The organism is Kitasatospora sp. NPDC127111 (assembly GCF_042677465.1).
Lineage (GTDB): Bacteria > Actinomycetota > Actinomycetes > Streptomycetales > Streptomycetaceae > Kitasatospora.
The window spans coordinates 75,093-98,430 of record NZ_JBHXTG010000024.1; the positions used below are offsets into that span (position 1 = coordinate 75,093).

The window sequence follows — 23,338 nt, forward strand, 5'->3', positions numbered from 1 at the left end:
GCGTACCAGTTGATAGGGGGTGCCAGAAAGGTTGGAACTATGGGCATGCTGAGCAGCCTGGTTCCGGCAGTGGGCAGTCTGCGCAAGCGGACCACCTCGAAACCGACCAGGACCTCGAAGACGACCCACCGTCGCCGCCGCCACCGTCGTCGTCACTCGACGCACTCGCGGCACTGACGGTGCCCGTCGATCCGTCCAGGGCCGGGCACCACCGGTGCCCGGCCGTCTCCAGGAGGCAAGGAAACGCCGCGTGTGGTCGCTGCGGCGGCTGGTGGCCGTCGGTGACAGTACGGACCGGGACGAAACGATCGTCGCCGCCGCTCCGCCGGTCGCCTTGCGCGAGGTCTTCCGGAGGTTCTGGCCGTACACCCGGGGCGGCCGGCGCTGGCTGATCCTGCTGCTCTTCTTCGTGGTGCTCGCCCCGGTGGTCGACGCGGCGGGCATCTGGCTGTTCAAGATCGTCATCGACGACGTGCTGGTTCCCCGCAGACTCGCCCTCTTCGTGCCGATCGCCCTGGCGTACGTGGGGCTGACGGTCCTCGCGGGCATCCTGCGGTTCGCCGACGAGGTCACGTCGGCCTGGGTCAGCGAGCGCTTCCTGGTGGTCCTACGCTCGGACCTGTTCCGGCACCTGCAGGGCCTGTCCCTCGCGTTCTTCGAGCGCCGCAGACTCGGCGACGTCCTGTCCCGGCTCACCGGCGACGTCGACGCCGTCGAGACGTTCCTGCTCTCCGGCATCGTCAACGCCATCGCGCACGTCACCCAGCTGGGCATCTTCCTCGCCGTCCTGTTCTACCTGCGCTGGGAGCTGACGCTGGTGGCCCTGGTCGTGGCCCCGCTCTTCTGGTTCCTGACCCGCCGGTTCTCCCGCCTCGTCAAGGCGGCCTCCCGGGAGCGGCGGCGCCGCAGCGGCACCATCAGCGCCGTCACCGAGGAGACGCTCGGCAACATCGCCCTGGTGCAGGCCTACAACCGGCGGGGCTGGGAGCAGCAGCGGTTCGAGCGGGAGAACCTCGGAAGGTACCGGGCCGCCATGGCCGCGACCCGGATCCGCGCGCTGTTCTCACCGCTCGTCGACGTCCTGGAGCTGTTCGGCGTCCTGGTCGTGATGGGGCTGGGCGCGTGGGAGCTGGCGCACGGGCGGCTCACCCTGGGCGGGCTGATGGTCTTCCTGACGCTGCTGAGCAGGCTGTACAGCCCGATCCGCGGCGTGTCCCGGCTCAGCAACGCCTTCTACTCGGCCTCCGCCGCCGCCGAGCGGATCATCGAACTCCTCGACCAGCGTCCCCAGGTCGCCGAGACCCTCTTCCCCGGACGGCTCGGCCGCGTCCGCGGTGAGGTCGCCCTCAAGGACGTCTTCTTCCGCTACCCGCAGACGTCCCGGTGGGCGCTCTCGGACGTCTCGTTCCACGTCGATCCCGGCGAGACCGTCGCCCTGGTCGGAGAGAGCGGCGCGGGAAAGTCGACGATCGCCAAACTGCTGCTGCGCTTCTACGACCCCGATCACGGGCTGGTCCGGATCGACGGGTGCGACCTGCGCGAGCTGCGCCTGGCCGACCTCCGGAACAACGTCGCGGTGCTGCTCCAGGAGGCCCTGGTCATCCACGGCACCGTCCGGGAGAACATCGCCTACGGCCGGCCGGACGTGAGCGACGCGGAGATCGTCGCGGCCGCCCGGGCGGCCGACGCGCACGACTTCATCATCCGGCTGCCGGACGGCTACGACACCGTGGTCGGCCAGCACGGCAGGCTGCTCTCGGGCGGCCAGCGCCAGCGCCTGGCGATCGCCCGCGCGATGGTCCGGGACGCACCCGTCCTCATCCTCGACGAACCCACCACCGGCCTGGACGCCGAGTCGGCCCGGCGGATCCTCGCACCGCTGCGGCTGCTGATGGCCGGCCGGACGACGATCATCATCTCCCACAACCTGCTCACCGTCCGCGACGCCGACCGGATCGTGCTGCTCCAGGACGGCCGGGTCGCCGACTGCGGCACCCACGACACGCTGCTCGCCCGCAGCGCCGCCTACGCGCGGCTGAACCGGATGAACGGCGCGCCGGACCACGCCCCGGCGGCGCTGCGGCGAGCGGGCGTCGACGGGAGCGGCGCGGCGGGGGCGGGCATGGCGGGGGCGGGGGCAGGCGCGGCGGGGGCGGGCATGGCGGGGAAGCCCGCCACAGTACGAGGAGAGGCGAGAGCATGAGCCGGGTGAAGGCACCGGAGCTGCCACCGCTGGCCGCCGGAACCGTCGTCGCGCCGGGGTACCAGGTCCTCGCGCACCTGTGCCGCACCGGCTGGCTGGACCTCTACGACGCGTGGAGCGAGGAGCGGGACTGCCGCTGCGTGGTGAAGGTCCTGCGACCGGACCGGCGCGAGGACCGGCGGCTACGCGAGCGCCTGCTGCGGGAGGGACGCTGGCTCCAGGCGTTCACCCACCCGCACCTGGTCCGCGCCTACGAGACGATCGAGTCACCGGAGCCGTTCGTCGTGCTGGAGACCCTCACCGGTGAGACGCTCGCCCGCGTCATCGAGCGCCGCCGCCACCGGCTGGCCGCCGACGACCTGGCCCAGCTCGGCCTGCACCTGTGCTCGGCCGTCCACTACCTGCACGGCCAGGGCCTGCTGCACCTCGACCTGAAGCCCTCCAACGTCGTGATCGACTGCCGCCGCGCCAAGGTCCTCGACCTGAGCATCGCCCGCCCACCGGGCCAGGGTCGCGCCGGCGTCGGCACCTTCTGTTACCTCGCCCCGGAACAGGCCCGCGGGGGCACGCTCACCCCTGCCGCGGACGTCTGGGGCATCGGCATCACGCTGTACGAGGCGGCCACCGGCGACGTCCCCTTCGATCCGGGCGAGACCGTCGACGGCAGCCACGACTCCGACGGCCCGTACGACGCGTACGACGCGTACGGCGTGGACGGCGAGGACGGCGTGGACGGCGTGGACGGCGCCGACGCGGACGACTGGTACCCGCAACTCGAGGCGCCGGCGCCCCCGGTCACGACCCGCCGGCGGCTGCCCCCCGCCCTCGCCGCGGCGATCGACGCCTGCCTCCGCCCCGACCCGGACGCCCGCCCGACGATCCGAGCACTCACCGCGGCCCTCGACGCCCAACTCCCGCAGGCACGCCGCGCCATCCGGGAGCCGGCGGCCTGATCCGGCATTCGGCGGAGTCGGTCCCGTCAGGTGGCCCCGGGCGGGTGGTGCCGTCGTTCATCGTGCCGTTTCGGAGAGCGTGATCGCGTGCTCGACCACCGCGAGCCGCCCGCCGAGCCTCGGCTCCGGTACCTCGCCGGGGTCTCCGCTCAACAGCATCCGCACCGCGGCCCATGCCAGATTCACCCCGGTCATGCGCGTCTGATAGATGCCCGCCGCGGCCCTGGCGTTGATCTCCAGGAGCACCGGTCGCCCCTTCCACTGCCGGAACTGGACGTTGGACAGGTACGGGAGCCGGAAGTCGCCGACCGTCTGCCGAGCGAGCTCCGTCACCTCCGGGTCGTCCCGCAGGGTCCGGACCCTCCCGGCCTTGGCCCGGGCGATCGCGCACACCAGGCCGCCCGTCGCGTCGGACAGACAGTCGACGCTGATCTCCGGCGGATCCAGGTAGGGCATCACGATCAGTTCCGGAACGGGCTCGCCCCTGTCCCGGGCGCGTTGCAGCGCGTCCGCGAGCGCGGCGACCGAAACCGTCGGCCGCGGCAGTTGCCCGAGGTCCGAAACCTCCAGCGGAGAGTCGTCCAGCAGCCGGAAGCCGTAGGCGGAGTACTCGCCCGCCGGCTTGACGCACAGCCCTCGGTCCGCCCCCACCGGCTCATCGACCGCCCTGAGCTCTTCGGCCGCCCGGCGCAGACCGTCGGCATCGGAGACCACCCGCCACGGAGCGAGCGGCACCCGGGTGCGCGCGACCGCCGTGTACATCCGGCTCTTGTCGGTCACTGTTCGGAGCGTCTCGGCCGGTGCGCACATGACCTTCGTGCCGGCCGCGGCGAACGCCTCGGTGTGGGCGGCGAACGCCAATAGGCGCGAGGACGGCATGACCACGTTGATCTCGCGCCGCCGGCAGAAGTCGATCGCGAAGTCGAAGAAGTCCGCGTCCTCGACCGGCTCGGGGCCTGCCACGTCGCAGGCCGTGAGCCCCGGTGCCGCAGGATCCGGATGGGTGCCGTAAACCTGGACCCGGGCGTGGTCCGGATTCTCGCGCAGCATCGGGATCAGGTGCACCCGTGCGGGCCAGATCCTGTTGAACCAGATGCGCACGTCCACCGCCGTACCTCGCCTCCGATGCACCGGGAGGAACGGTCCCGCCCCATACCCGTCCGCGCAGGTACGTCAGTCCAGCTCCACCAGGCGGGGAGCCGGCACCTGTCCTCGCGCCCCGTGCAGTCCGCAACCACCCCCACGCCCATTGTCCGTTCCCACGACTTGGGCCCGCCTGTCGAACACCGCGGTGACGGACGCGTGGCTGTGCCAACGCCCGGCGTGGTGGCCGGGGGGCGCGTTCGATGCAGGCCTCGACGGCCCTGCCGGCGATGACCGGAAGGCCCAGATCGGGACGATCCGGAACCGCCTTCACGACGGATCAGGGTTGTGAGGGTGGTGAGTTCCGCCTTGACGGCCACTCACCACGGCACCTGACCTGCGGATGTTGCCGTGTCCCCCGCGAGTCACCCGGGCTGGGGGCCGTCGTGCGGATCAGCCCGGATCGGCGCCGCCCAGGGCGAGTGGCGCGGGCCGGAAGTCCGGTCGAATCGTCGAACAACTGGCGCAACGCACAAGCCGGTTGGCGGCGATGGACGACAAGAGTGCAGTCGATCGGTCACGGACCGGTCGCGGTTCCGGCCCCTGCGGTTCCGTAGGGTGGCGGCCGGGTACCCGGGGGAGGGAACCGGGCCCAGGGGGTGGGCCGGGGTCGAGGGGGGAAGGTCATGCCGCTCTTCTGCCGCCTGTGCGGCACCCGCACCGACGGCGTCGAGCGGCTCGGCGTCTACTGCCCCGGCGAGCAGTGCGGGACCGACCTGCGGGCAGGCCGGGGCGCCGCCGTGCAGGCGTGGTGCGAGCCGGCCCGACGGCTCGGCGAGGCGGGCCGGACGGTCGTGGTGCACCTGATGGTCCGCAACGCCGGCACCGTGAGCACCGGCTACCAGGTCGAACCGGTCGAGCCCGTCGAGGGGCGGCTGGACTACGACCGGTCGGCGGTCGCGGCCCCGCTGGCGCCCGGGCGGACCCGGCAGGTGGAGCTGCGCCACACCCTCCCGTTCGACCGGATCGGTGCGGGGCTCGACATCGCCTCGCTCTTCGGTGTGCCCGGCGCCGACCTGGCGGGCCAGGTGCAGGGGGCCCGGAGCGAGCGCTTCGGGGTCGCGCTGCGGGTGGTCGCCGCCTCGGGCGACCTGGGCGCCGCCTGCGCCGCCTTCGCGGTGGACGTCCCGGGCCGCATCGACCCCGATCTCGACCTCGACGACACGCCCGACGGCGACCGCGGCAACCGGCAGGACCGCCCGGACGGCTCCGGCGGGCCGAACGGGCCCGGTTCGGCCGCCCGCCCGGGTGCCGGCGGCGGCCGGCCCCGGCCCGGCCCGCACCGGCCCCCCGGCCACTCCCCGACTCGGCAGCCGACCCGCTCCGGCGGCTGCGGGCCGCTGGCCGTCGTGCTGATCGTCCTCCTGGCCCTGGCCGTCCTGGCCGCCGTCCTGCTCGGCCTCGGCCGTCGCAGCGACGGCGGCATCAGCAGCGGCGGCGGCGGGCCCGCCCCCACCGCGTCCGCAGCACCGTCCCCGACCGCGGACCCCAGCACCGTCCGGCCCACCACCGGCTCCACCAAGCCCGCGCCGTCCCCGACGCGCACGCGCCCGACGACGTCGCCCGCGACCAGCGCGGCGGCGACGACGGTCGCCGTGCCCGATCTGGTCGGCCTCGACCAGGAGGCCGCCGCGCAGAAGCTGCAGGCGCTCGGCCTCGCCATCGACGGGGACTACGTGGCGAGCAACGGCGTCCCGGAGCTCCAGATCATCAGCACGGAGCCCAGGGCGGGCACCAAGGTGGCTCCCGGCAGCAAGGTGTTCCTCCACATCTCGGACGGCAAGGCGACGGTCCCCGACGTCGCCGGCAAGACCCAGGCCCAGGCCGAACAAGCCCTCAGGGACGCCCACTTGACCAACATCACGGTCTCCACCGAGCCGACCACCAGTACGGCCGCCGGCCTGGCCACCCGCACCGACCCGGTGAAGGGGCGGTCGGTCGGCCTCAAGACCCCCATCACGCTCTGGATCGCCTACGTGCCGAAGCCGCGCTGAACCGCCCTGGGCTCGCCCGCCTGGCCCGCCCGGCCCACCTGGACCGCGCCACCGGCCGCCCGGTGCGGCGCTACGAACGTGCCACACCGGGCGAGTTGGTCCACGTCGACATCGGGCTGTGCCTGGGGCGCTCCACCCCGGCCCCGCGAGGTGAACCTGCACCGCCTCCTCTGGCGTGAACTGTGGGAGCCCGGTTGGTCGCCGGGGCCGGGCCGACGACCTGGCCGGCGCCACCGTGGTCCTGGCCTCGGAAGCCGTCGCCTACCTCCACGGCACCGTCCTGCCCGTCGACGGCGGACGGCTGGGCCGCTGATCAGCGAGCGGCGTCGGCAGTCGACGGCAGGGTGGCGGGCCCCGCGGTGCGATGAGGGGCCCGCCCCGCGTGACGGTCCGTCCGCCCACCGTGGAACACGGGAGCTCAGGCGCAGACGCCGCCGTTGAGGGTGAAGCGGGCAGGTGCCTCATTGGCGCCCGAATAGGCCGCCTGGAAGCCGAAGCTCGCGGTGGCGCCCGGCGCGAGGGCGCCGTTCCAGCCCGCGTCGCGGGCGGTCACCGCGCTGCCCGACTGGGTCACGGTGGCGTTCCACGCGGCGGAGATCTTCTGGTCGCCCGCGAAGCCCCAGCCGAGCGTCCAGCCGGAGAGCGCCGACGTTCCCGTGTTCTTCACGGTCACCGTCGCGGTGAACCCACTGCTCCACGAGCTGTCGAGCTTGTACGCCACGGAGCACGAGGCCGCCGGTGGAGCGCTGTCGTCGTCCGCCTCGGTGGCGGTGAAGGTCGCCGCCGTCACGCCGGAGCCGCCCGCCGAGAAGACCGCGCTACCCGCCAGCGCGTCCGCGTCCTGCGCGGCCGACAGCCGAACCTGCTGCGCCGTCGCCCAGTTGGACGGGGTGAACACCAGCGTCGTCCCCGCCGCCACGGACAGGTCCGCGTCGCCGGAGGAACGCGAGAGCGTGACCGTGACGTTCTGCGCGGGAGCCGCCGACAGCCGTACCCCGACCGCCGCCGAACCGCCCTCGGGGACGGTCACCGCCGGCGGCGTCACCTGGACCGCGGGCGCCGTCGGGGCGCTGCGGCGTTCCGCGGCGAAGGACGCGAGCCAGGCCAGCGAGGCGTTCCAGTTGATCGCCACCTCGTTGGTGGAGTACGAGCCGATGTCGTCGACGTAGCATGCGGCCGGTGCGCAGCCGGCCAGCTGCGCCTTCGCCACCGGGTCCTCCAGGCCCGCGTTCGGCCCGCCCGCGAGGGAGCCGGCGGGCGGGTGCGGCAGCGAGGCGTCGTTCTGGTGCGCCCAGAAGCGGTGGTGCTGGTTCTCGGAGGCCCGCTCGCCGTAGCCGGTGACGTAGGAGCGGTCGAGGGCGTTGCGGCCCAGCAGGTAGTCCAGCGACTCCAGAGCGCCCGCCCGGTAGCGCTGCGCACCGGTCAGGTCGTACGCGACGGCCAGCACCATCGCGTTGTTGGCCACCGCGCTGTTGGAACCCCACACGTAGGCGTCGGCGGTGATCGGCACCGGGTAGCCCTGCCCGGCCATGGTGGACAGGTGGTGGTCGGCGGCCGAGGTGAGCAGGCCGCGCAGCCGGGTCACGTCGTCGGGGGCCAGGGCGACGCCCGGGACGGTGGCGAGGGTGATCCGGCCGAGCGTCGCGGTGCCGCCCCACCAGAACCCGTCCACCGGCCCGGCGTGGTGCGGCGAGGAGGTCACCGCGGCCTGGTACTGCGACTCGCCGGTGGTGGCGAGGAGTTCGGCCGCCGCCCAGTAGAACTCGTCGGAGACGTCGGCGTCCTCGTACGCGCCGCCGCCGGTGTTGTCGGCCGCCGGGGCGAGGACGGCGGGGTTGGCCTTGGCGGCCGCCCAGGCGCGCTCGGCCGCGTCCAAGCAGCGGGCGGCGAAGGCCGGATCGTAGGTGTTGTACACCCGGGCGCACTGCGCCGCGGTGGCGGCCAGGTTGAGAGTGGCGGCGGTAGAGGGCTTGTGCAACTCGCGCTGCTCGGCGTCGAGTTCGGGCCTGGTCGGCAGGGCGGTCCATTTGTCGTCATGCATCTTGTGGAAGGCCATGCCGGCCATCGGCTTGCCGGCCGGGACCTGCATCCGCAGCAGGAACTCCAGCTCCCAGCGGGCCTCGTCCAGCACGTCCGGCACGCCGTTGCCGCGCTCCGGAACGCGGAGCGTCGAGTCGCCGAGCGCCGTGTCCCCGCCGGAGCGGCGGGCGCGCTCGAAGGAGTTGACGATCTCCCAGGTGGCGATGCCGCCGTTCACGACGTACTTGCCCTGGTCGCCGGCGTCGTACCAGCCGCCGCGCACGTCCAGCCGGTAGTCGCAGACCCCGGCCTGGCAGGGCACGCTGGTGTCGCCCTTGTTCGGTGCCGCGCCCAGGTGGCCGGCGGGGCGGGCGTAGGCGCTGCCGGCGAGCGACGCGTCGATCGCGATGCCGCTGCGCTGCTGGTAGAAGAAGGACATGCTGTCGGCTCGGAGGCCGTCGTAGAGCGACGCGGAGATGTCGAACGGGTGGCTGGCCTGACCGCCGGCCACCAGGGTGAAGCCGGTGCCGGTGCCGGTGTAGCCGCCGAAGTCCACCAGGTGGGTGGAGTGGCCGGACGCCCGGTCGGCGCCGTGCACCGTGGTGGTGCCGGAGGCGACCTGCGAGCCGGAGACGTCCCGAAGCTGCCAGGTCAGCGGGGTGGTGGCGGAGCTGATGACGGTGGCCCGCTTGGGGCCGTCGGGCAGGTATCCGAGCTGGTTGACCCGGACGGGGGAGTCGGCGGCGGCAGCCGGGGTCGCCGCCGCGGTGGAAGCGGCTGAGGCGGCCGCGCCGGCGGTCAGGCCGCCGCCGGCCAGGGCGAGAGCGGTGAGCACGGCGGCCGTGCGACGCGGCACGGCGCGGGCGGGGGTGGCAGGAGGCACGGGTGGGGCCTTCCTCGGTGGGGGATGGTGTGGGAGGTGGAGAAGTGGGAGCGCTCCCATAGGCCCAATCAAGCCAGCCCGCGGAGAGCGCGTCAAGGCGTCGAACGCGCAAGGCGTCTGACGCGGAACGAGCGGCATCGCAGGTTGACCGGCCGCTCGCCGAGCTCGCCCTAACGGCTCCCGGTGCGACCTCCGCCCGTGCGGCGGTGCGACCTCCGCCCGCGCGGCGGTGCGACCTCCGCCCGTGCGGCGGTGCGGCGGCGCCTGGCGGAGGAGCCGCCGCCGGAGCGCGCCGCACGACGCGGTGCGCTCCGGCGCGGTCGGCTACCGCAGGGGTCGACGCCGCGCGATCCTCATCGCGTCGGCCCTTCCGTGCCGCCCCGGCCTGCCGGTCGGCACGCCGGGACGCGGGCGTGCCGACCGGCCGCGATGCGCGTCATCCCAGAGTCCACTGCTGGTTCCGGCCGCCACTGCAGGTCCACAGCTGGACGGGCGTGCCGTCCGCGGTGGCCGGACCGGCCACGTCCAGACAGAGCCCCGACTGCACCCCGGTGACGGTGCCGTTCGCGTTCAGCTGCCACTGCTGGTTGGCCTGGCCGTTGCAGGACCAGACGATCGCCTTGGTCCCGGGGCTGGTGCCGCGCGCGTTGGCGTCCAGACACAGCGTGCCGCCGCCCACGGTGACGGTCAGCTGGTTCGACGGCGTACGGGTCCAGGTCTGGTTCGCACCGCCGTTGCAGGAGAAGATCTGCTGCTGCGCACCCGGCGTCGTGCTCGCCTCGGTCAGGCACTTGCCCGCGTCCACCGCACGCAGCGCGCCGGTCGTGCCGCCGCCGGAGGAGCCCGAGTCCAGGCCCATGAAGTGGATGGCCCGGGCGGCCATCGCGGACCCCTGTACCGGCAGTTGGTGCCCGACCCCGGCGAGGCTGTACGCCTCGACCTGGGTGGTGCCGGCGCTGTTGTCGTACCGCGTACGGGTCCAGTTGGCCGAGGGGGTGTCCGTGGCCGACGGGGTCTGGCTCACGCCGAGGACATCGGTCCACTGCTTGATCTCTTCGCCGAGGTTGTTGTGGCTCAGGATGGTGTCGGTGGTTCCGTGCCAGAGCTGCACGCGCGGACGCGGACCGGTGTAGCCGGGATACCCCGCGGTGCGTACCAGGTCGCCCCACTGCCGTGCGGTCCTGGAGACCTGGCCCTGGGCGCAAGCCGCGTTCCAGCCGCGCACCGAGCCCGTGTGGAAGCAGCGGTAGGGCACCCCCATGAACGCCGCGCCCGCCTTGAACACGTCGGGGTAGTCGGCGAGCATCACGTTGGTCATCATCGCGCCCGACGACTGCCCCGTCACGTACACGGCGTTGGCGTTGCCGCCGTAGTGCTGCTGCGTGTAGGTGATCATCGACATGAGCCCGACCGGGTCGCTGCCGCCGTTGCGGGTCAGCGCCTGGTCGGAGGAGACGTCCCAGCAGCTTCCGCTGGGGTTGGTCGAGGGGTAGATGACGAGGAACCCGTACTGGTCGGCCAGCCGCGCGAAGTCGGTACTCGAGTGGAGGTAGGGCCCCGACCCCTGACACCCGTGCAGCGCCAGCAGGATCGGAGGGTTGGCCTTGACGCTGCTCGGCACGTACAGGTGCATGAGCAGACCGGTCGGATTGGGGCCGAAGTTCGTGATCTGAGTCAGTGAGGCGGCAGTGGCCTGGGGAGCGGCCTGAAGGCTCAGGCCGACCGCGAGGCCGAGTGCGGCGACCAGGCCGAGTAAGCGGGACTTGAGGGGGCGGGACCGGAACATGGGACCTCTCCGTCGAATTTGTTTTCTGCGTTGCGTATTGTTCCGGCGCCCCTGCCGAAAAGACAACACCCAGGACAGGACCGGCACTTCGCCGGCCTCGCCGCGCGCTCCGGGGCCGGTGCCCGGCCGGCGCGAGGCCTCGCGTATCGGAGATGCGCGTGGGCTGCCCAGCCTGGCGCGGAGCCGGGTGCGGCTGCGGACCTGACGGACCGACGGGTCGATGGAGAGCGCGCAGCGGATCGCCGCCGCAGTGGCGCTCGGCGACGGACCGGCCTACGCCTCGACCGGCGTCGACGGGCTGGACCCCGTACAGGCTCCGGCGTCCTCGACGGGCCGCCGGGCTTGCTCGGCTGGCACTGCCTCCCGGCCCCCCGGAGCAGCACGACGCCTCGCCCCGGGGTGCCGAGGCCGTCCTCGATGACGGCCTGGTACACGCCCGCGTAGCTGTGGTCCGGCAGCACGGCCAGGGCAGGACGTCGGCCCTGGCGGTGTGGCCGCGGCGGCGGTGGTCACGGTGTACACGGCGGGACGGGTGAGGCCCGGCCGGGGGCGTCGCGTGTTGCCGACTGATCCGTTGGTGCGCGCCGCATGCTACGACCACGCTGTGCCGGTTCCGAACCATGCGGCGTGCGCAGCCACGTGGCGTCGTCCGACCGGGGGAAGCCGTGGACGTCGGCAGAGGAACGCAGAAGGACCCAGAAGGACCCAGAGGGCCCAGAGGAGCGGGGACGGATGACACAGCACGTCAGAAATGCGGGCGGGACGACGGGCTCCGGGGAGACGGCGGGCCCGTCGTCCGTCCGGGGGAGCACGGGATCCGCGGGGGCGCGGGCGCGGCGGGGGAGCGCCTGGCGACGCGTCAGGGCCGCGCGCACGGGTGTGGTGGCGGCCGCGGCCGTTCTGGCCTTCCTGGGGGCGGCCGGTACGGCGCCGAGCGGTGCCGCGTCGCCGGCCGGCGGACGGTACCCGTCGGGTGGTCCGGCGCGGTTCGTGCCGGGGCCCTGCCCGAAGACGCCCGAGCCGGTGCCCGGGCAGTGCGGGTTCCTGGAGGTGCCCGAGAGCCGCGAGCGCCACGGCGGGCGGACCATCCGGCTGGCCGTTGCGATCGTCCCGCCCGTGTCGGCGAAGCCCGCCGGGGACCCGGTGGTGTTCATGGAGGGAGGCCCCGGCGGCGACGCGTTCGGGGCGATCCCCTTCCTGATCGACTCCGGCGTCAACCGGGACCGCCAGCTGATCGTGATGTCCCAGCGCGGAGCGCTCCATTCGCGGCCGAGCCTCGCCTGCCCCGAGATCGACCGTTTCAACGCGGACGCGGTCGGGCTGCGCTACGACGCACCGTCGACCGGGCGGCTCCTGGTACGGGCGGCCAAGGAGTGCCGGGACCGGCTGACGGCCGGCGGGATCGAGCTGAGCGCCTACAACACCACCGAGAACGCCGCGGACTTCGCCGACCTGCGCAGGGCACTGGGCATCGGGTGGTGGAACGTCTACGGGTACTCCTACGGCTCCGACCTGGCGCTCACCTTCCTTCGCCTGCACCCGCAGGGGATCCGCTCGGTGACGATCGACTCGGTCACACCTCCGCAGATCGTGAGCCTGCCGTGGACGTGGGACAGCGCCCGGGAGGGGATCGACGCGGTCTTCGCGGCGTGCGAGGCGCAGCCCCGCTGCAAGAACCGCTACCCGGATCTCCCGCGCACGCTGACCGAGCAGGTCCGCCGCCTTGAGGCGCACCCGCTCACGGTGACGGTGCCGCCGCCGGGGGGTGGCACCCCGGTGAAGGTCGTCCTCGACGGCGGCGCGCTGGTGAACCTGCTGGTCGCCGACGGTGCCGCCGTACCGGCCGTGGACGTCCCCGCGGCGCTCGACGAACTCGCCCACGGGAATCCGGAGCGCCTCGCGCGGGCCCAAGCCGCTGGCGCGACGCCCAACATCGGCGAGATCGCCCACGGCCTGACGCAGTCGGTGGCCTGCGCCGAGTGGGTCCCGGGCTACTCGGAGTCCGACCTGCTGAAGGCGGGGCGCCGGGCCTTCCCCGGGTGGCCGGACACCGTCCTGGCGCAGGCACCGCAGCTTCTCTTCGAGCACGACGTCTGCCGCGCCTGGAACGTCCCGGACCGCACCGCCGTCCAGCGGGTGGCCACCTACAGCGACGTGCCGACGCTCATCATCTCCGGGACCTTCGACGCGAAGACCGGGGCGAGCTGGGGCCGGTACACGGGACGGACGCTGTCCCGCTCGACCGCCGTGCGGATTCCCGGGATCGGCCACTTCGTGGTGCCCCAGTCGCCCTGCGCGCAGCGCGTCCTGGCCTCCTTCCTCACGCATCCCACCGCGCCGCCCGACACCGGCTGCGTGGCGCGGCTCGCGCCGAAGCCGTTCACCATCACCCCTGAGCCGGAGACAGCATGATGTCCATCCGCCCGCCCCACCACCGGCGCATCGCGCGGCTACGGAGCGCGCTCGCCGGCGCCACCGCCGCCGGACTGCTCGTCGGCCTCGCCGCGCTGCCGGCCCAGGCCGAGGACGGCGCCGAGGAGACGCTCGGCACCGTCGCCCGGACGGTGGGCCACGCCCACTACCAGCCGGGCCCCTGCCCGCGGACGGCGGACCCGATCCCCGAGTTGGCGAAGGCCCGCTGCGGAACGCTCACCGTGCCCGAGAAGCGTGCCGGGTACGGGCACGAGCGGCGCAAGATCACCCTAGGGGTCGCGATCATCCGCGCGGCCACCACCCGCGAACGGGCACCCGACCCGATCGTCTGGTTCGCCGGCGGGCCCGGCGACGACGCGGTCTCCGAGATCCCGATGGCGGTCGCCGGCGGCCTGAACCGCGACCGGGACGTGATCTTCATGTCCCAGCGCGGGACCTACTCGGCGGACCCGGCCCTGACCTGCCCGAACATCGACCAGTTCAACGCGGACGCCCTCGACCTCGTCTTCGGTGCGCCGTCCACCGGGCGCCTGCACGTCGAGGCGACGCGGGAGTGCCGCGAGCGGTTGGTGGGTCTCGGGGCCGACCTCAGCGCCTACAACGGCACCGAGAGCGCCGCCGACTACGCCGATCTGCGCAAGGCGCTGGGCATCAAGAAGTGGAACGTGTTCGGCATCTCCTACGGCACCGACCTGGCGCTCCAGTACATGCGCCTGCACCCGGAGGGCATCCGGTCGGTCGGCATCGACGGCGTCCTGCCGCCGTCCCTGGCGGGCGGGGCCGTGACCTGGAAGGCCGCACGAGAGGGATTCGACGGCCTGTTCGAGGCCTGCGCGGAGCAGCCCGTCTGCAACACCCGCTATCCGAACCTCAAGGCCACCTTCGAGCGCCTCGTCGTCGAACTCGAAGCACACCCGGTCACCACCACCGTCGCGGTCCCGGGCCACCCGGCGCCGGTGAAGGTCGTGCTGGACGGCGGAGTCCTGGTGAACTGGCTGGCCTCCGCCACCCATGTGGCGGCCGGAGTGCCCCGCTCCATCGACGAACTGGCCCACGGCAACCCGCAGCGGATCGCCGAGCAGTGGGCGGGCGGCAAGCTCAGCCCGCAGGCCATCGGGAGGACTTCCCACGGGCTCGCCTACGGCATCTTCTGCAGCGAGTGGACACCGTTCGAGAGTCAGGACGACGTGATCCGGGCCGGGCGGCGCCTGTTCCCGTCATTCCCCCGCTCGGTGCTGGCCAACGCGCCGTTTCTCACCTGGCTCCACGACGACTGCCGCGCCTGGGACGTCCCCCCGGCACCGCGCTCGGTCCGGGACGTGACGCGCAGCGACATCCCGACGCTCGTCCTGTCCGGCGGGTTCGACGCCCAGACCGCACCGAGCAACGGGCCGTACGCCGCCCGCACGCTGAGCCGGTCCACCGAGGTCACCGTCCCCTACGTGGCCCACGTGGTCTTCGCCGACTCGTCCTGCGCGCAGTCGATCACCCGCTCGTTCTTCAACGCTCCGACCGCGCCGAACACGGGCTGCCTCGCGGGGCTCCGGCCGCCCCGGTTCGAGATCGCGCCGTGAAGGTGGGATCCGGCCCGGGCCCGGGCCCAGGCCCAGGCCCAGGCCCAGGCCGCGGCCGAGCGCACGTGCGGTCCGCCGAGGCCCGGTCGGCTGTCGGTTGGGCTGTCGGCGGGGTCGCCGGTGAGCTCGACGGCGGGGTCGCGATCGCGGCTGACTGACCCACCGGCCGACCGCGGCAGCGCCGCCTCCGGAGACTCCGGGGGCGGCGCCGCCGTGCTGGTTCCCGTCGCGCTCACGCGGCTCGGTGGTGGTGGGGTCGTACGTTCCGCAGGGCGGGTTCGGACTGGACAGCCACCTCGTCCTGCTGCTGGTAGGGCGTCAGGCTGACGCCGACGTGGTACGTCTGGACGAGCATCCAGCCGAGGAAGCCGCCCGACACGGTCAGGCACACGCCGATCGCCGCGAGTACGATCCCGGCCACGGCACTGCGGGGCGGTCCGTCCCAGTGATCGGCGTACAGCCCCAGGGTGACGCCGAACAGGGCCAGCGCGGCGACGTTCACGACGGCGTGCGCCTGTCCCACCTTCCGGGCCTGGGAGCCGAGCGGGACGCCCAACGCCAGGTCCGCAATGCCGGGCAGGGCGGCGAGCAGGGCTCCGCCCACACCCGCGATGTTCATCGCGATGGCGAAGTTCAGCCAGAACTGGTCCCCGCTCGCGCCGTAGACCGCGTAGCCGACCAGCGTGCCGGTGTAGCCCGCGACCGGATAGGCGACGAGCATGGGGTGGACCGGATGGCCGGCGATCGTGACCTTGCTGTACATGGCGTCCTACCGCTGATCGTCATCGTTGAGTTGATGGGCCGGTCCGTCGAACGGCGGCTCGTCGTGGTGGCGCCGCCTGACGGCGCTGCGCGGCGCGGAGCGGGGCCGTCACGTTCGCGGACCGGAGGAGACGAAGCCGATGCACTCCACGTCGATCCGGTCGGCCAGCTCCCGCAGGACGCCGGCGAGCGCGGCCGTGGTCGCCGCGTCGAGGTCGGAGTCCCCGCTCTCCGCCCAGTGCAGCCACTGGCCGCTCAGGTCGCGCAGCAGCGCGGTGACCTGGCCGGCGGGAATGGCCAGGGAGTCGCCGACGCCCGCGGCCGTGTCTGGCTGGCCCATGACCCGTGCCTCCTCGCGAAAGCCCGCTGCTTCCTCAAGCGTGACCGCAATCAGGAGGAGGCGCAATCACGGTCCGCAGCCTCGGTCCGCGCCTCCGGTCGCCGACGGTCACCCGCTCCCACGGCACGCGGTCGGCGGGGGCGGACCCGCAGGTGCCGGACGAACGGTCAGGCGCGACGGTAGAGGACCGGCATCGCGGTGATGCCGTTGGCGCGGAGGTTGGCGAGCACGAACGTACGGAAGGTCTTCTTGCCGAACTGGCGCAGGAACAGCCGGGGCAGGCTGTCGTCCCATCGGGCGTGGTTGACGAACACGTAGTCGGCGTCGGAGGCGTCGGTGTCGGTGTCCGTGTCGGTGTCTCCGAGCGGGGCGAGCAGGGTGGAGTTGTCGAGGCCGGTCTCGGCCGCGTACCAGGCGGCGAGGTGCTCCCAGACGTCCAGTGCGACGTCGGGGTCGTCGGCGACGAAGTGGTTGAACAGGAACAGGCCGGAGCGGGACTTGTCCACGTCGGCGATCTGTCGGACGCAGCGGGCGGCCATGACGTGCGTGTCGGACGCGGACGCGCGGACCATCCGCAGGAGCCGCTGGCACGGCTCGGTGGCCTCGACCTCGGCGATCCGCTCCGGCGAGGTGGTCTCGATCAGCACGACGACGTCGTACCGGGCAGGGTGGACGGCATGCCGGTGCGGAGCGGGGCCGGAGGGCGTCGGCGGGATCACGACCGCCCGGTAGAGGGTGGCCCGCGAGACGGCCGGCAGGTTCACGAGCTCGTCGGCAAGCGACTTGAGCAGGTTGAGCAGGGCCCTCTTGCGGGGGCTGCTGCGGGGGACCGGCAGTCCCGGCTCCCGCGGTGGCTGGACCGCGGCGGCGATGTGGAGGTATCCGGTCGGCGGCGGGTCGACGAGCAGAACCGGCCGGTACGCCGGACGCGGGTTGACGATCGTGGCGCGGTTCATCGGCTTCCCTCCGGTCGACGGCGGGGCGTGGACGCGGACCCCCGACGTTCCGAGGCGGAGAGCGACATCCGTCCGCCGCATCTCCACCATCCACCCGCGCTGGTCGGGTACGCATCCGGATGTGTAACCCGACCGGGCCCGACCGTCCGGCGGCGACCTTCAGGCCGGGCTCATGGTGCGCCGGTGCTCATGGTGATCCGGGCACCGGCTGTTTGTGGATCCTGTCGGCGGCGCGCTTGTCGTTCTGCAGGCCCAGGAAGCCCGGGTGGCGCGGTCGGCTGGCGCCTGCCACCGGTGCAGCAGGTCGACTGCATGCCCCCGGGCAGTCGACGGCCTTGGGGACATCGGCCAGAGACAGCTGGTACTGAGTCGAACGAATGTGGGACGGACTGTTCTATATCGATCGAATGCGCACCGGCGTCCACCCCCAGCAGAGAATACTGCGGCACCGGGACTTCCTGGACTGTACTGACGGCTGGTGCTGGTGGCCCACCCTCCTTGCCTGTCAGTCTGACGTGCCGAGTGCGGGGCGGGACCGCCAGATCCACGCACCACCGCCGAGGACGAGCCCTACCCCAATCAAGATCGTTGCCGTGAGATTAAGGCGCAAGGCACCATAGCCGAGAAGCGCGATTCCTGCGGCTGTGAGACAGGTGGCGGTCGTGAATAGATTCCGCCATACCCGCAGCATGTTTTGATAGAGGACCCACGCGGCGGAACTCGGTGGTCGCTCTACCAGCCAACCGACGCGCTGATGGCTGCGGCGGCCGGCCCAGAAGCGTTGGGGCATGAGGAGCGAGTCATAGGCATAGAGCGTGGCGAAGTACAGACCGGCAGCGAGAAGAAGAAGCACGCCAGCCGCTTGAACAGACCATTTGTGCGCCAGACTGTCGAATTGATCCTTTTTGAGTAGGACGCCGAAGATGGCGGTGAGGCCAAAGGTCAGGGCGCCACTGAGAAGCTTGGCTGTTTCCATCTTCCGCTTGATCTTGTCCCGCACCTGCTCTGCCGCTTGTTCATCGTCATAGCTGATGGCCCAGAGCAGTTTTCCCTTGAAATTTTCACTGAGTTCTATGCAAACCAGGCCGGCTCGGTCGATGGGAGCCGGAGGCCGACGCCACGGCCTGAGGCGCCTTCCGAAGTTGATGAGTTCGTCACTCAGCATGCTCAATTGCGGCTGATGACCCACCACAAGGAGGGCTTGTTGCCTCATGGCAGTCTGCCGTAGATCCTGAGCAAGCTGCCAGTTCCGCTTTTGTGGGGGCGGCGCCGTTAGATCATTGAAGCATTCTTCTGGTGGACTATTGACGCCTTCGCCCCAGAGGATTGGGCGTATGCGGCAAAGCGTCTCGGCGGCCTCAGGAGTAGTGGCGCGCCAGATCTTCGTGGGGCGGATCCAGGGCAGGCGTGGAAACTGAACGCGCAAATTCTTGGCCACAATGTCCACGGGGTATTCACCCGGAGTGCCGTCATCGGTCTTGGTTGGGTGTGAGCGTTCCATCATTATGCTGTCCATGGCGCCAAAGAAGAACGTAATGCTTATTGTCCCGCAATGTAGTGTGCTGATCCTCAGCCGTGACCCAGCACTCGCCGCCCGCGTGGGTCAGGGCGTTGGTGATGATCTCGGAGGCGCAGAGCTTCACGTCCCCCAGGGCCGCCCGACTCAGCGGCACGCCCCACCTGGTGGCAACCGCCACGATCCGCTCCCGGGCGGCGTAGACGGCACGCTCGTCGGCCACGACGTGGAACAGGTCCGGAGCCGGGAGCACCACACCGTCGTCGCCAGAGGCGATGGCCAGGCAGTCCCCACTCGCGGGCTCGGGGTGGTTGATCGCGGACATGGAGGCAGACCTTTCACCAGGCGTGACTCAGCGGCTACGCGCCCGCGAGGGGCGGTGGCCGACCGAACCCAACTGCGGTCAGAGTCGCTGCCGGGCCAACTTCGTCCGGCAGGTCTCAACCAAACCGCCTCCAACCAGCGGGAACCAGAGCAGAATTGGTGCATTGATGTCGCATCCAAGACGCATACCTGGGCGTGACCTGGCGCGTTGTCAGGACAGACGATTTGGCGCAGCAGAGGGCGGGAGCCGATGGCGGTCAAGCGGGCACGGCTCGCCGAGCGGCGCAAGGATGCTGGCTACACCCAGGAGACGCTGGCCGACGCGTTGGGAGTCCACCGCTCGACGGTGGTGCGGTGGGAGCGAGGCCAGGGTGAGCGCAACCGTGGATGTGGGTCAAGCTGGCCCGGCTGCTGAAGATCAGCGCCACCGAGCTGAGGAGGCTGTTCGCCGCGCCGGATCAGCCGGCAGCTGCCACCAAGTCGGTGCCAGCTCCACGAGCCGAAGATCCACCTGCCCTGACTCAGCCGCCTGGCCTCGGGAAGGCTAACCGATCAGCTGGGCTCAGGTGCTGCGGTGCCGGGGGCTGGTGCGGTTGGCTCCTCCATGACCTTGATGGGCGACGACGTCAGAGTTGGCTGCCGCACGTCTGACGGAAGGATCATCTTCGTGACCATGCCGCGCCGTGCCCTACTCCGCTCGGCCACCGCAGCCGCTGGTGCAACCCTGGTCGCGGGAGCAGCCAGCGCCCCTGCGGCGAAGCCGCTGCTGTCGCCCGACCTGCACCCGGTTGAGAACCTGCGCCAGCTGCGCAAGAGCCTGGTCGAGTGCGACAACGTGCTGGGGCCGCGCGAGGTCATCGCCAGCGCCCAGGACCACCTGCGCCTGATCCAGCAGCTGCGCCGCGAGGCCGCCGGCCGTGACCGGCAGGGCCTGATGCAGGTCCAGGCCGAGTACGCCGAGTTCTCCAGCTGGCTGTACCAGGACAGTGGCGACCACCGGGCGGCGCAGTACTGGGCAGACCGGGCACTCGATTGGTCCAACGCTGCCGGTGACCATGAGCTGACCGTCTACATCACCGCCCGCAAGGCGCAGCTGGCCGGTGACATGAAGGAATCGCTCGACGCCATCGACCTGGCGGAGTCGGCCCAGCGGATCGCCCCGCCGGGCGGTCGGCTACTCGCCATGGCGACGGTCTACGCCGCGCACGGGCACGCGTTGCTGGGTGACGAGCTGGCCTGCCAGCGAGCGTACGACGAGGCGCTGGAGCTGGTGATTGGCCCCAAGGACGTGCCGGTCAGCCGGGGCCGGTGGTTGGAGGCCGCCTACGTTGAAGCGCAGCGGGCACGTTCCCTGGCCGTTCTCGGTCACTACGAGGCGGCGGTGAGCGGGTTCGACCAGGCCATCCGAGCCTTGCCGGCCTCGTTCCGGCGAGACCGTGGGGTGTACCTGGCACGGTCGGCTGGAGCTCAGCTGCGCGCCGTTGGTCCCTCGCAGGCCGCGATGACGGCAACTGAAGCCCTGTCAGTGGCGGTGGTGACCGGTTCGGGTCGGATCTTTGGTGAACTGGCCTCCCTCGACGGTCAGTTGCAGCGCTGGGCGACCGTGGCCGAGGTGGTGCAGTTCCGCCAGGCTCTCGACAGCGTCATGCTCCATGAAGTGTGATCTCCCCAGGACTTTCGACACCAACATCCCGCGAAGAACGGAGCCATGATGGCCGAGCGACCCTTCGTCCTGCTGAGCGTTGCCACCTCGATTGACGGGTACATCGACGACACCTCGTCGCAGCGACTGCTGTTGTCGAACGCCGACGACTTCGACCGGGTGGACCAGGTGCGGGCCGAGTCGGACGCCATCCTCATCGGCGGCAACACCCTGCGCACTGACAACCCGCGCCTGCTGGTCAACAGCGACGACCGCCGGGCCGCCCGGGTAGCGGCCGGCAAGCCCGAGTACCCGCTGAAGGTCACGATTACGGCCAGCGGCGACCTGGACCGTGACCTCAAGTTCTGGCACTTCGGGGACAAGAAGGTCGTCTACACGACCGACGCTGGCGCGCTGAAGCTGCGCGACAGGCTGGATGGCCTGGCTGACGTGGTGAGCACCGGCGACACGGTGGACTTCGGGGTCATGCTCGAAGACCTGGCCGCTCGGGGCATCCAGCGGCTCATGGTCGAAGGCGGCGGCCAGATTCACACCCAGTTCCTCAGCCTTGGCTTGGCGGATGAGATCCACTTGGCCGTGGCCCCGCTGCTGGTCGGTGAGGCCGGCGCTCCGCGCTTCGTCTACCCGGCCGAGTTCCCCGGCGGCAGCACCCACCGGATGAAGCTCCTGGGGGCCAAGACGGTGGGCGACGTGGTGCTGCTGCGCTACGCGCCGAAGGAGGCGTCGGTCTAACCTCACGCTTTCACGACGCGGGTTGTCCGGCAGATGATTGGCAAACCGGCAAGTGCCTCTGACCTGCGAGAATAAGGATTTTCTAGGCCCTGTTCCCACGTGAGGTTACTGCCAAGGTTGACGGTCGAGCTGCTGGAACAGACCGGGGAGGTGTGGCCGCTGCGGGGCGGGCGGTGGGGCCCTGGTGGTCTACTGTGCTCATATCCCCCCGCGCTGAGCCACATTCTCGTGCTCCCAGACCGCCTCCTTATGGGTGGCACCGTGGTCCAGCCGCCACTTGCTCAGTAGGACCTGGGTGATGTTGGGAAGCGGCGTCAGCCGCTGCCGGGAGCGTGCGAGCCCAAGGATGGGGTCGAAAGGCAACCGGACGTCGACCACTGGGAGGTTCGTCGCAGCGACGGCATCGACCTGGGGAGTCACCGGTGAACTCAGCAGGACAAGCTGGCTCACCTTAGTGCCGACCATGGCCGTGCGGGCAGCGATCTCACTTCCATAACTGTGCCCGAAGATGGTCTGAAGCCCCATGGGCGCCACTTCGGTGGCCCACTCGTGGAACCGAGCTGCGGCGAGCTTGCGCTGACTGGGCCGGTACGCCCCGCTCCAGCCGAAGGCGGTACCGGCACGCTGATAGAGGTTGGGGCGATGCTTGTCCAGAATGAACTTGTGGAATCCGCCCTGGCCGGGGAACCACCAATCTCCCTTCCATCCCCAGGTTCCGTGGATCATCGTTGAGACCAACGAGGTGATCGCTGGCGCGTTAGCGCCTGGGGCGACCGGTGGCAACGGCTCGGCCGATGAGGCTTGTTCGGTTGGGAAGAAGGCCGCCATTGCAAGAGAACGGGTCGTAGGATCAGGTGATCTCAGCGCCAGGCTGAGGCGCCACTGGGCGAGCAAGGCGATGGCGACGATCTGGGTACCAGACGCTGGAAACTGCCTCATCCCCAAATCGTAGATCTGCCTCCACCGTTGGGGATCCCATGGGATGACCGCGGCTTCAGTAGTGTCCTGATCGAAATCGACAAGTCCTGAGAGAGCCCAGCGAGCCAAATCGTCTGGAATGGGAAGTCCGGGCAACAGCCCAGACGTATTCATGCGGCGAGAGCCGACTTCAGCAGTTTTTCGCCACAGGGCGGCAGCAGCGGCCGTAGACTCGCGTTCAAGCTCACTCCCAAGTACCGAAACCAGGAACGTCGTGGCCGCCACCGGGTGCGCCGTTTCATTCAGGTACTGCCACAGCCAGACGCGTGACCCATCCAACCGTAGCGTGCCAATGTTTGGCGAGAAATCGCCTTCAGTACTCCCTCGCCAAACACTCTCGCCGCTGTATAGCGCCTGTGAGAACCCTATTGACCCGAGTTCGTCTGACAATGCGCCCACCGCCTGGCTATCGCCGCCGAACATCGTCGACAGTGCCGCTACTCGGCAGACGTTCACGCCTTCGTACTCAGGCCTTTGCTCGGCGCTCTCCGGCTCCGCGTGGACCTCGAATGTCTCGTCGTCATCCTCGGATTTCGACCCGGGTTGCGTCATCGTCTCGGCTCCTACCCTGCTTACATATAGTGACCCTCTTTGGATACGACCGTATCCGTAGACATGTAATCGTGCACGAATATTATGGTGCGTTGGAGTGAATTAGGTGAGATCCTGTCCGGATATCTCCCGCGCCTGCGACCTGACCAGATGCTTCCGTGACCTGATGGTCAACCGGCGCGGCGGCATGTTGCTGGAGCGGATCCGCCAGGCTGAGCCGGACAGCGGCGATATCCGCATCACCTCGATCGGCCGCGACCGGACCGTCACCGAGACCTGGCACACCGACCGGTGCCCCACCTACACGATCGAGCAGATTCTGATGGAGGCCAGCGCGGAGACTCCCCGCCGCCCACCGGCGGCTCCAGGACGGCGCAGCCAGCGTCAAGACCCCGGTCTTCGCGCAGCGGTTGGCTGCGCCGCCCGCTCTTCCTAGTGCCGCATCAGGCAACGTTCGCCCCGTCGATGTGTCGTCCGGTTGCTGCGAAGGGCGGCACCGGGCGGTCAGAATGATCACGTGGCTGAAC

At 71.1% G+C, this 23,338-nt stretch carries 18 protein-coding genes and 1 pseudogene; 10 read left to right on the top strand and 9 right to left on the bottom strand.

Annotated elements, in window-relative coordinates:
- Window positions 1-250: 250 nt before the first annotated feature.
- Window positions 251-2,203: an ABC transporter ATP-binding protein gene (locus tag ACFVHB_RS17265; protein WP_380322040.1), complete on the top strand. Its 1,953-nt coding sequence runs from the start codon at window positions 251-253 to the stop codon at window positions 2,201-2,203.
- Entirely contained in the window at window positions 2,200-3,156 is a 957-nt protein-coding gene (locus tag ACFVHB_RS17270) for a serine/threonine-protein kinase (protein WP_380322043.1), read from the top strand. The genes ACFVHB_RS17265 and ACFVHB_RS17270 overlap by 4 nt, the downstream gene beginning before the upstream one ends.
- Before the next feature lie 57 nt (window positions 3,157-3,213).
- Here the strand turns inward: ACFVHB_RS17270 and ACFVHB_RS17275 are convergent, their stop codons facing one another.
- Entirely contained in the window at window positions 3,214-4,263 is a 1,050-nt protein-coding gene (locus ACFVHB_RS17275; RefSeq protein WP_380322046.1) for an ATP-grasp domain-containing protein, read from the bottom strand.
- A 662-nt stretch (window positions 4,264-4,925) separates the two neighbouring features.
- On the opposite strand from ACFVHB_RS17275, the gene ACFVHB_RS17280 reads away from it, so the two are divergent.
- Together ACFVHB_RS17280 and ACFVHB_RS17285 are read left to right on the top strand one after the other, a co-directional pair.
- Window positions 4,926-6,293: a PASTA domain-containing protein gene (locus ACFVHB_RS17280; protein ID WP_380322049.1), complete on the top strand. Its 1,368-nt coding sequence runs from the start codon at window positions 4,926-4,928 to the stop codon at window positions 6,291-6,293.
- A gap of 190 nt (window positions 6,294-6,483) precedes the next feature.
- Window positions 6,484-6,606 (top strand): annotated as a pseudogene (locus tag ACFVHB_RS17285) (SDR family oxidoreductase); the annotation flags it as partial.
- A 105-nt stretch (window positions 6,607-6,711) separates the two neighbouring features.
- Here ACFVHB_RS17285 and ACFVHB_RS17290 read toward each other — a convergent pair.
- Window positions 6,712-9,195, bottom strand: coding sequence for a glycoside hydrolase family 9 protein (locus tag ACFVHB_RS17290; protein WP_380322052.1), 2,484 nt, complete (start codon window positions 9,193-9,195; stop codon window positions 6,712-6,714).
- Between the two features lie 436 nt (window positions 9,196-9,631).
- Window positions 9,632-10,981 carry a PHB depolymerase family esterase gene (locus tag ACFVHB_RS17295; RefSeq protein WP_380322055.1) on the bottom strand — a complete coding sequence of 450 codons (1,350 nt, stop codon included), beginning with the start codon at window positions 10,979-10,981 and terminating at the stop codon, window positions 9,632-9,634.
- Window positions 10,982-12,031: 1,050 nt separating this feature from the next.
- On the opposite strand from ACFVHB_RS17295, the gene ACFVHB_RS17300 reads away from it, so the two are divergent.
- Together ACFVHB_RS17300 and ACFVHB_RS17305 are read left to right on the top strand one after the other, a co-directional pair.
- Window positions 12,032-13,393: an alpha/beta fold hydrolase gene (locus ACFVHB_RS17300; RefSeq protein WP_380322058.1), complete on the top strand. Its 1,362-nt coding sequence runs from the start codon at window positions 12,032-12,034 to the stop codon at window positions 13,391-13,393.
- Window positions 13,390-14,988, top strand: coding sequence for an alpha/beta fold hydrolase (locus ACFVHB_RS17305; protein ID WP_380322061.1), 1,599 nt, complete (start codon window positions 13,390-13,392; stop codon window positions 14,986-14,988). The genes ACFVHB_RS17300 and ACFVHB_RS17305 overlap by 4 nt, the downstream gene beginning before the upstream one ends.
- Window positions 14,989-15,220: 232 nt before the next feature.
- Here the strand turns inward: ACFVHB_RS17305 and ACFVHB_RS17310 are convergent, their stop codons facing one another.
- The 5 genes from ACFVHB_RS17310 to ACFVHB_RS17330 all read right to left on the bottom strand — a co-directional run bounded on the left by ACFVHB_RS17310 (window position 15,221) and on the right by ACFVHB_RS17330 (window position 18,887).
- The gene (locus ACFVHB_RS17310; RefSeq protein WP_380322064.1) at window positions 15,221-15,751 is read right to left on the bottom strand and encodes a DUF2231 domain-containing protein; all 531 of its coding nucleotides are present in this window, start codon (window positions 15,749-15,751) and stop codon (window positions 15,221-15,223) included.
- A gap of 108 nt (window positions 15,752-15,859) precedes the next feature.
- Window positions 15,860-16,090: a DUF6213 family protein gene (locus ACFVHB_RS17315; protein ID WP_380322067.1), complete on the bottom strand. Its 231-nt coding sequence runs from the start codon at window positions 16,088-16,090 to the stop codon at window positions 15,860-15,862.
- A 167-nt stretch (window positions 16,091-16,257) separates the two neighbouring features.
- Window positions 16,258-17,046 carry a hypothetical protein gene (locus ACFVHB_RS17320; RefSeq protein ID WP_380322070.1) on the bottom strand — a complete coding sequence of 263 codons (789 nt, stop codon included), beginning with the start codon at window positions 17,044-17,046 and terminating at the stop codon, window positions 16,258-16,260.
- Window positions 17,047-17,551: 505 nt separating this feature from the next.
- On the bottom strand, window positions 17,552-18,562 hold the full coding sequence (locus ACFVHB_RS17325) for a hypothetical protein (RefSeq protein ID WP_380322073.1): 1,011 nt from the start codon (window positions 18,560-18,562) through the stop codon (window positions 17,552-17,554).
- Entirely contained in the window at window positions 18,516-18,887 is a 372-nt protein-coding gene (locus ACFVHB_RS17330) for an ATP-binding protein (RefSeq protein WP_380322076.1), read from the bottom strand. Before ACFVHB_RS17330 ends, ACFVHB_RS17325 begins: the two co-directional genes overlap by 47 nt.
- A gap of 249 nt (window positions 18,888-19,136) precedes the next feature.
- Between ACFVHB_RS17330 and ACFVHB_RS17335 the strand changes: the two genes are divergently transcribed.
- The 3 genes from ACFVHB_RS17335 (at window position 19,137) to ACFVHB_RS17345 (ending at window position 21,281) form a co-directional block, all read left to right on the top strand.
- Window positions 19,137-19,301 carry a helix-turn-helix transcriptional regulator gene (locus ACFVHB_RS17335; protein WP_380322079.1) on the top strand — a complete coding sequence of 55 codons (165 nt, stop codon included), beginning with the start codon at window positions 19,137-19,139 and terminating at the stop codon, window positions 19,299-19,301.
- 198 nt (window positions 19,302-19,499) lie between these two features.
- Entirely contained in the window at window positions 19,500-20,549 is a 1,050-nt protein-coding gene (locus ACFVHB_RS17340; protein ID WP_380322082.1) for a DNA-binding protein, read from the top strand.
- Between the two features lie 45 nt (window positions 20,550-20,594).
- Complete coding sequence (locus ACFVHB_RS17345; RefSeq protein WP_380322085.1) at window positions 20,595-21,281, top strand: RibD family protein; 687 nt, start codon at window positions 20,595-20,597, stop codon at window positions 21,279-21,281.
- A 198-nt stretch (window positions 21,282-21,479) separates the two neighbouring features.
- Here the strand turns inward: ACFVHB_RS17345 and ACFVHB_RS17350 are convergent, their stop codons facing one another.
- The gene (locus ACFVHB_RS17350; RefSeq protein WP_380322088.1) at window positions 21,480-22,811 is read right to left on the bottom strand and encodes a hypothetical protein; all 1,332 of its coding nucleotides are present in this window, start codon (window positions 22,809-22,811) and stop codon (window positions 21,480-21,482) included.
- A gap of 166 nt (window positions 22,812-22,977) precedes the next feature.
- Here ACFVHB_RS17350 and ACFVHB_RS17355 point away from each other — a divergent pair, with 166 nt between their 5' ends.
- Window positions 22,978-23,247 (top strand): hypothetical protein, encoded by a 270-nt coding sequence (locus ACFVHB_RS17355; RefSeq protein ID WP_380322091.1) that lies wholly within the window; start codon window positions 22,978-22,980, stop codon window positions 23,245-23,247.
- Window positions 23,248-23,338: the final 91 nt, after the last annotated feature.

What these genes read in the sequence shown, in the direction of transcription:
- ACFVHB_RS17270 (WP_380322043.1), top strand. Translation starts at nt 2,200, where the DNA reads ATGAGCCGGGTGAAGGCACCGGAGCTGCCACCGCTGGCCGCCGGAACC.
- ACFVHB_RS17280 (WP_380322049.1), top strand. Translation starts at nt 4,926, where the DNA reads ATGCCGCTCTTCTGCCGCCTGTGCGGCACCCGCACCGACGGCGTCGAG.
- ACFVHB_RS17295 (WP_380322055.1), bottom strand. Translation starts at nt 10,981, where the DNA reads ATGTTCCGGTCCCGCCCCCTCAAGTCCCGCTTACTCGGCCTGGTCGCC.
- ACFVHB_RS17305 (WP_380322061.1), top strand. Translation starts at nt 13,390, where the DNA reads ATGATGTCCATCCGCCCGCCCCACCACCGGCGCATCGCGCGGCTACGG.
- ACFVHB_RS17310 (WP_380322064.1), bottom strand. Translation starts at nt 15,751, where the DNA reads ATGTACAGCAAGGTCACGATCGCCGGCCATCCGGTCCACCCCATGCTC.
- ACFVHB_RS17315 (WP_380322067.1), bottom strand. Translation starts at nt 16,090, where the DNA reads ATGGGCCAGCCAGACACGGCCGCGGGCGTCGGCGACTCCCTGGCCATT.
- ACFVHB_RS17320 (WP_380322070.1), bottom strand. Translation starts at nt 17,046, where the DNA reads ATGAACCGCGCCACGATCGTCAACCCGCGTCCGGCGTACCGGCCGGTT.
- ACFVHB_RS17325 (WP_380322073.1), bottom strand. Translation starts at nt 18,562, where the DNA reads ATGGACAGCATAATGATGGAACGCTCACACCCAACCAAGACCGATGAC.
- ACFVHB_RS17330 (WP_380322076.1), bottom strand. Translation starts at nt 18,887, where the DNA reads ATGTCCGCGATCAACCACCCCGAGCCCGCGAGTGGGGACTGCCTGGCC.
- ACFVHB_RS17335 (WP_380322079.1), top strand. Translation starts at nt 19,137, where the DNA reads ATGGCGGTCAAGCGGGCACGGCTCGCCGAGCGGCGCAAGGATGCTGGC.
- ACFVHB_RS17340 (WP_380322082.1), top strand. Translation starts at nt 19,500, where the DNA reads ATGGGCGACGACGTCAGAGTTGGCTGCCGCACGTCTGACGGAAGGATC.
- ACFVHB_RS17345 (WP_380322085.1), top strand. Translation starts at nt 20,595, where the DNA reads ATGATGGCCGAGCGACCCTTCGTCCTGCTGAGCGTTGCCACCTCGATT.
- ACFVHB_RS17350 (WP_380322088.1), bottom strand. Translation starts at nt 22,811, where the DNA reads ATGACGCAACCCGGGTCGAAATCCGAGGATGACGACGAGACATTCGAG.
- ACFVHB_RS17355 (WP_380322091.1), top strand. Translation starts at nt 22,978, where the DNA reads ATGGTCAACCGGCGCGGCGGCATGTTGCTGGAGCGGATCCGCCAGGCT.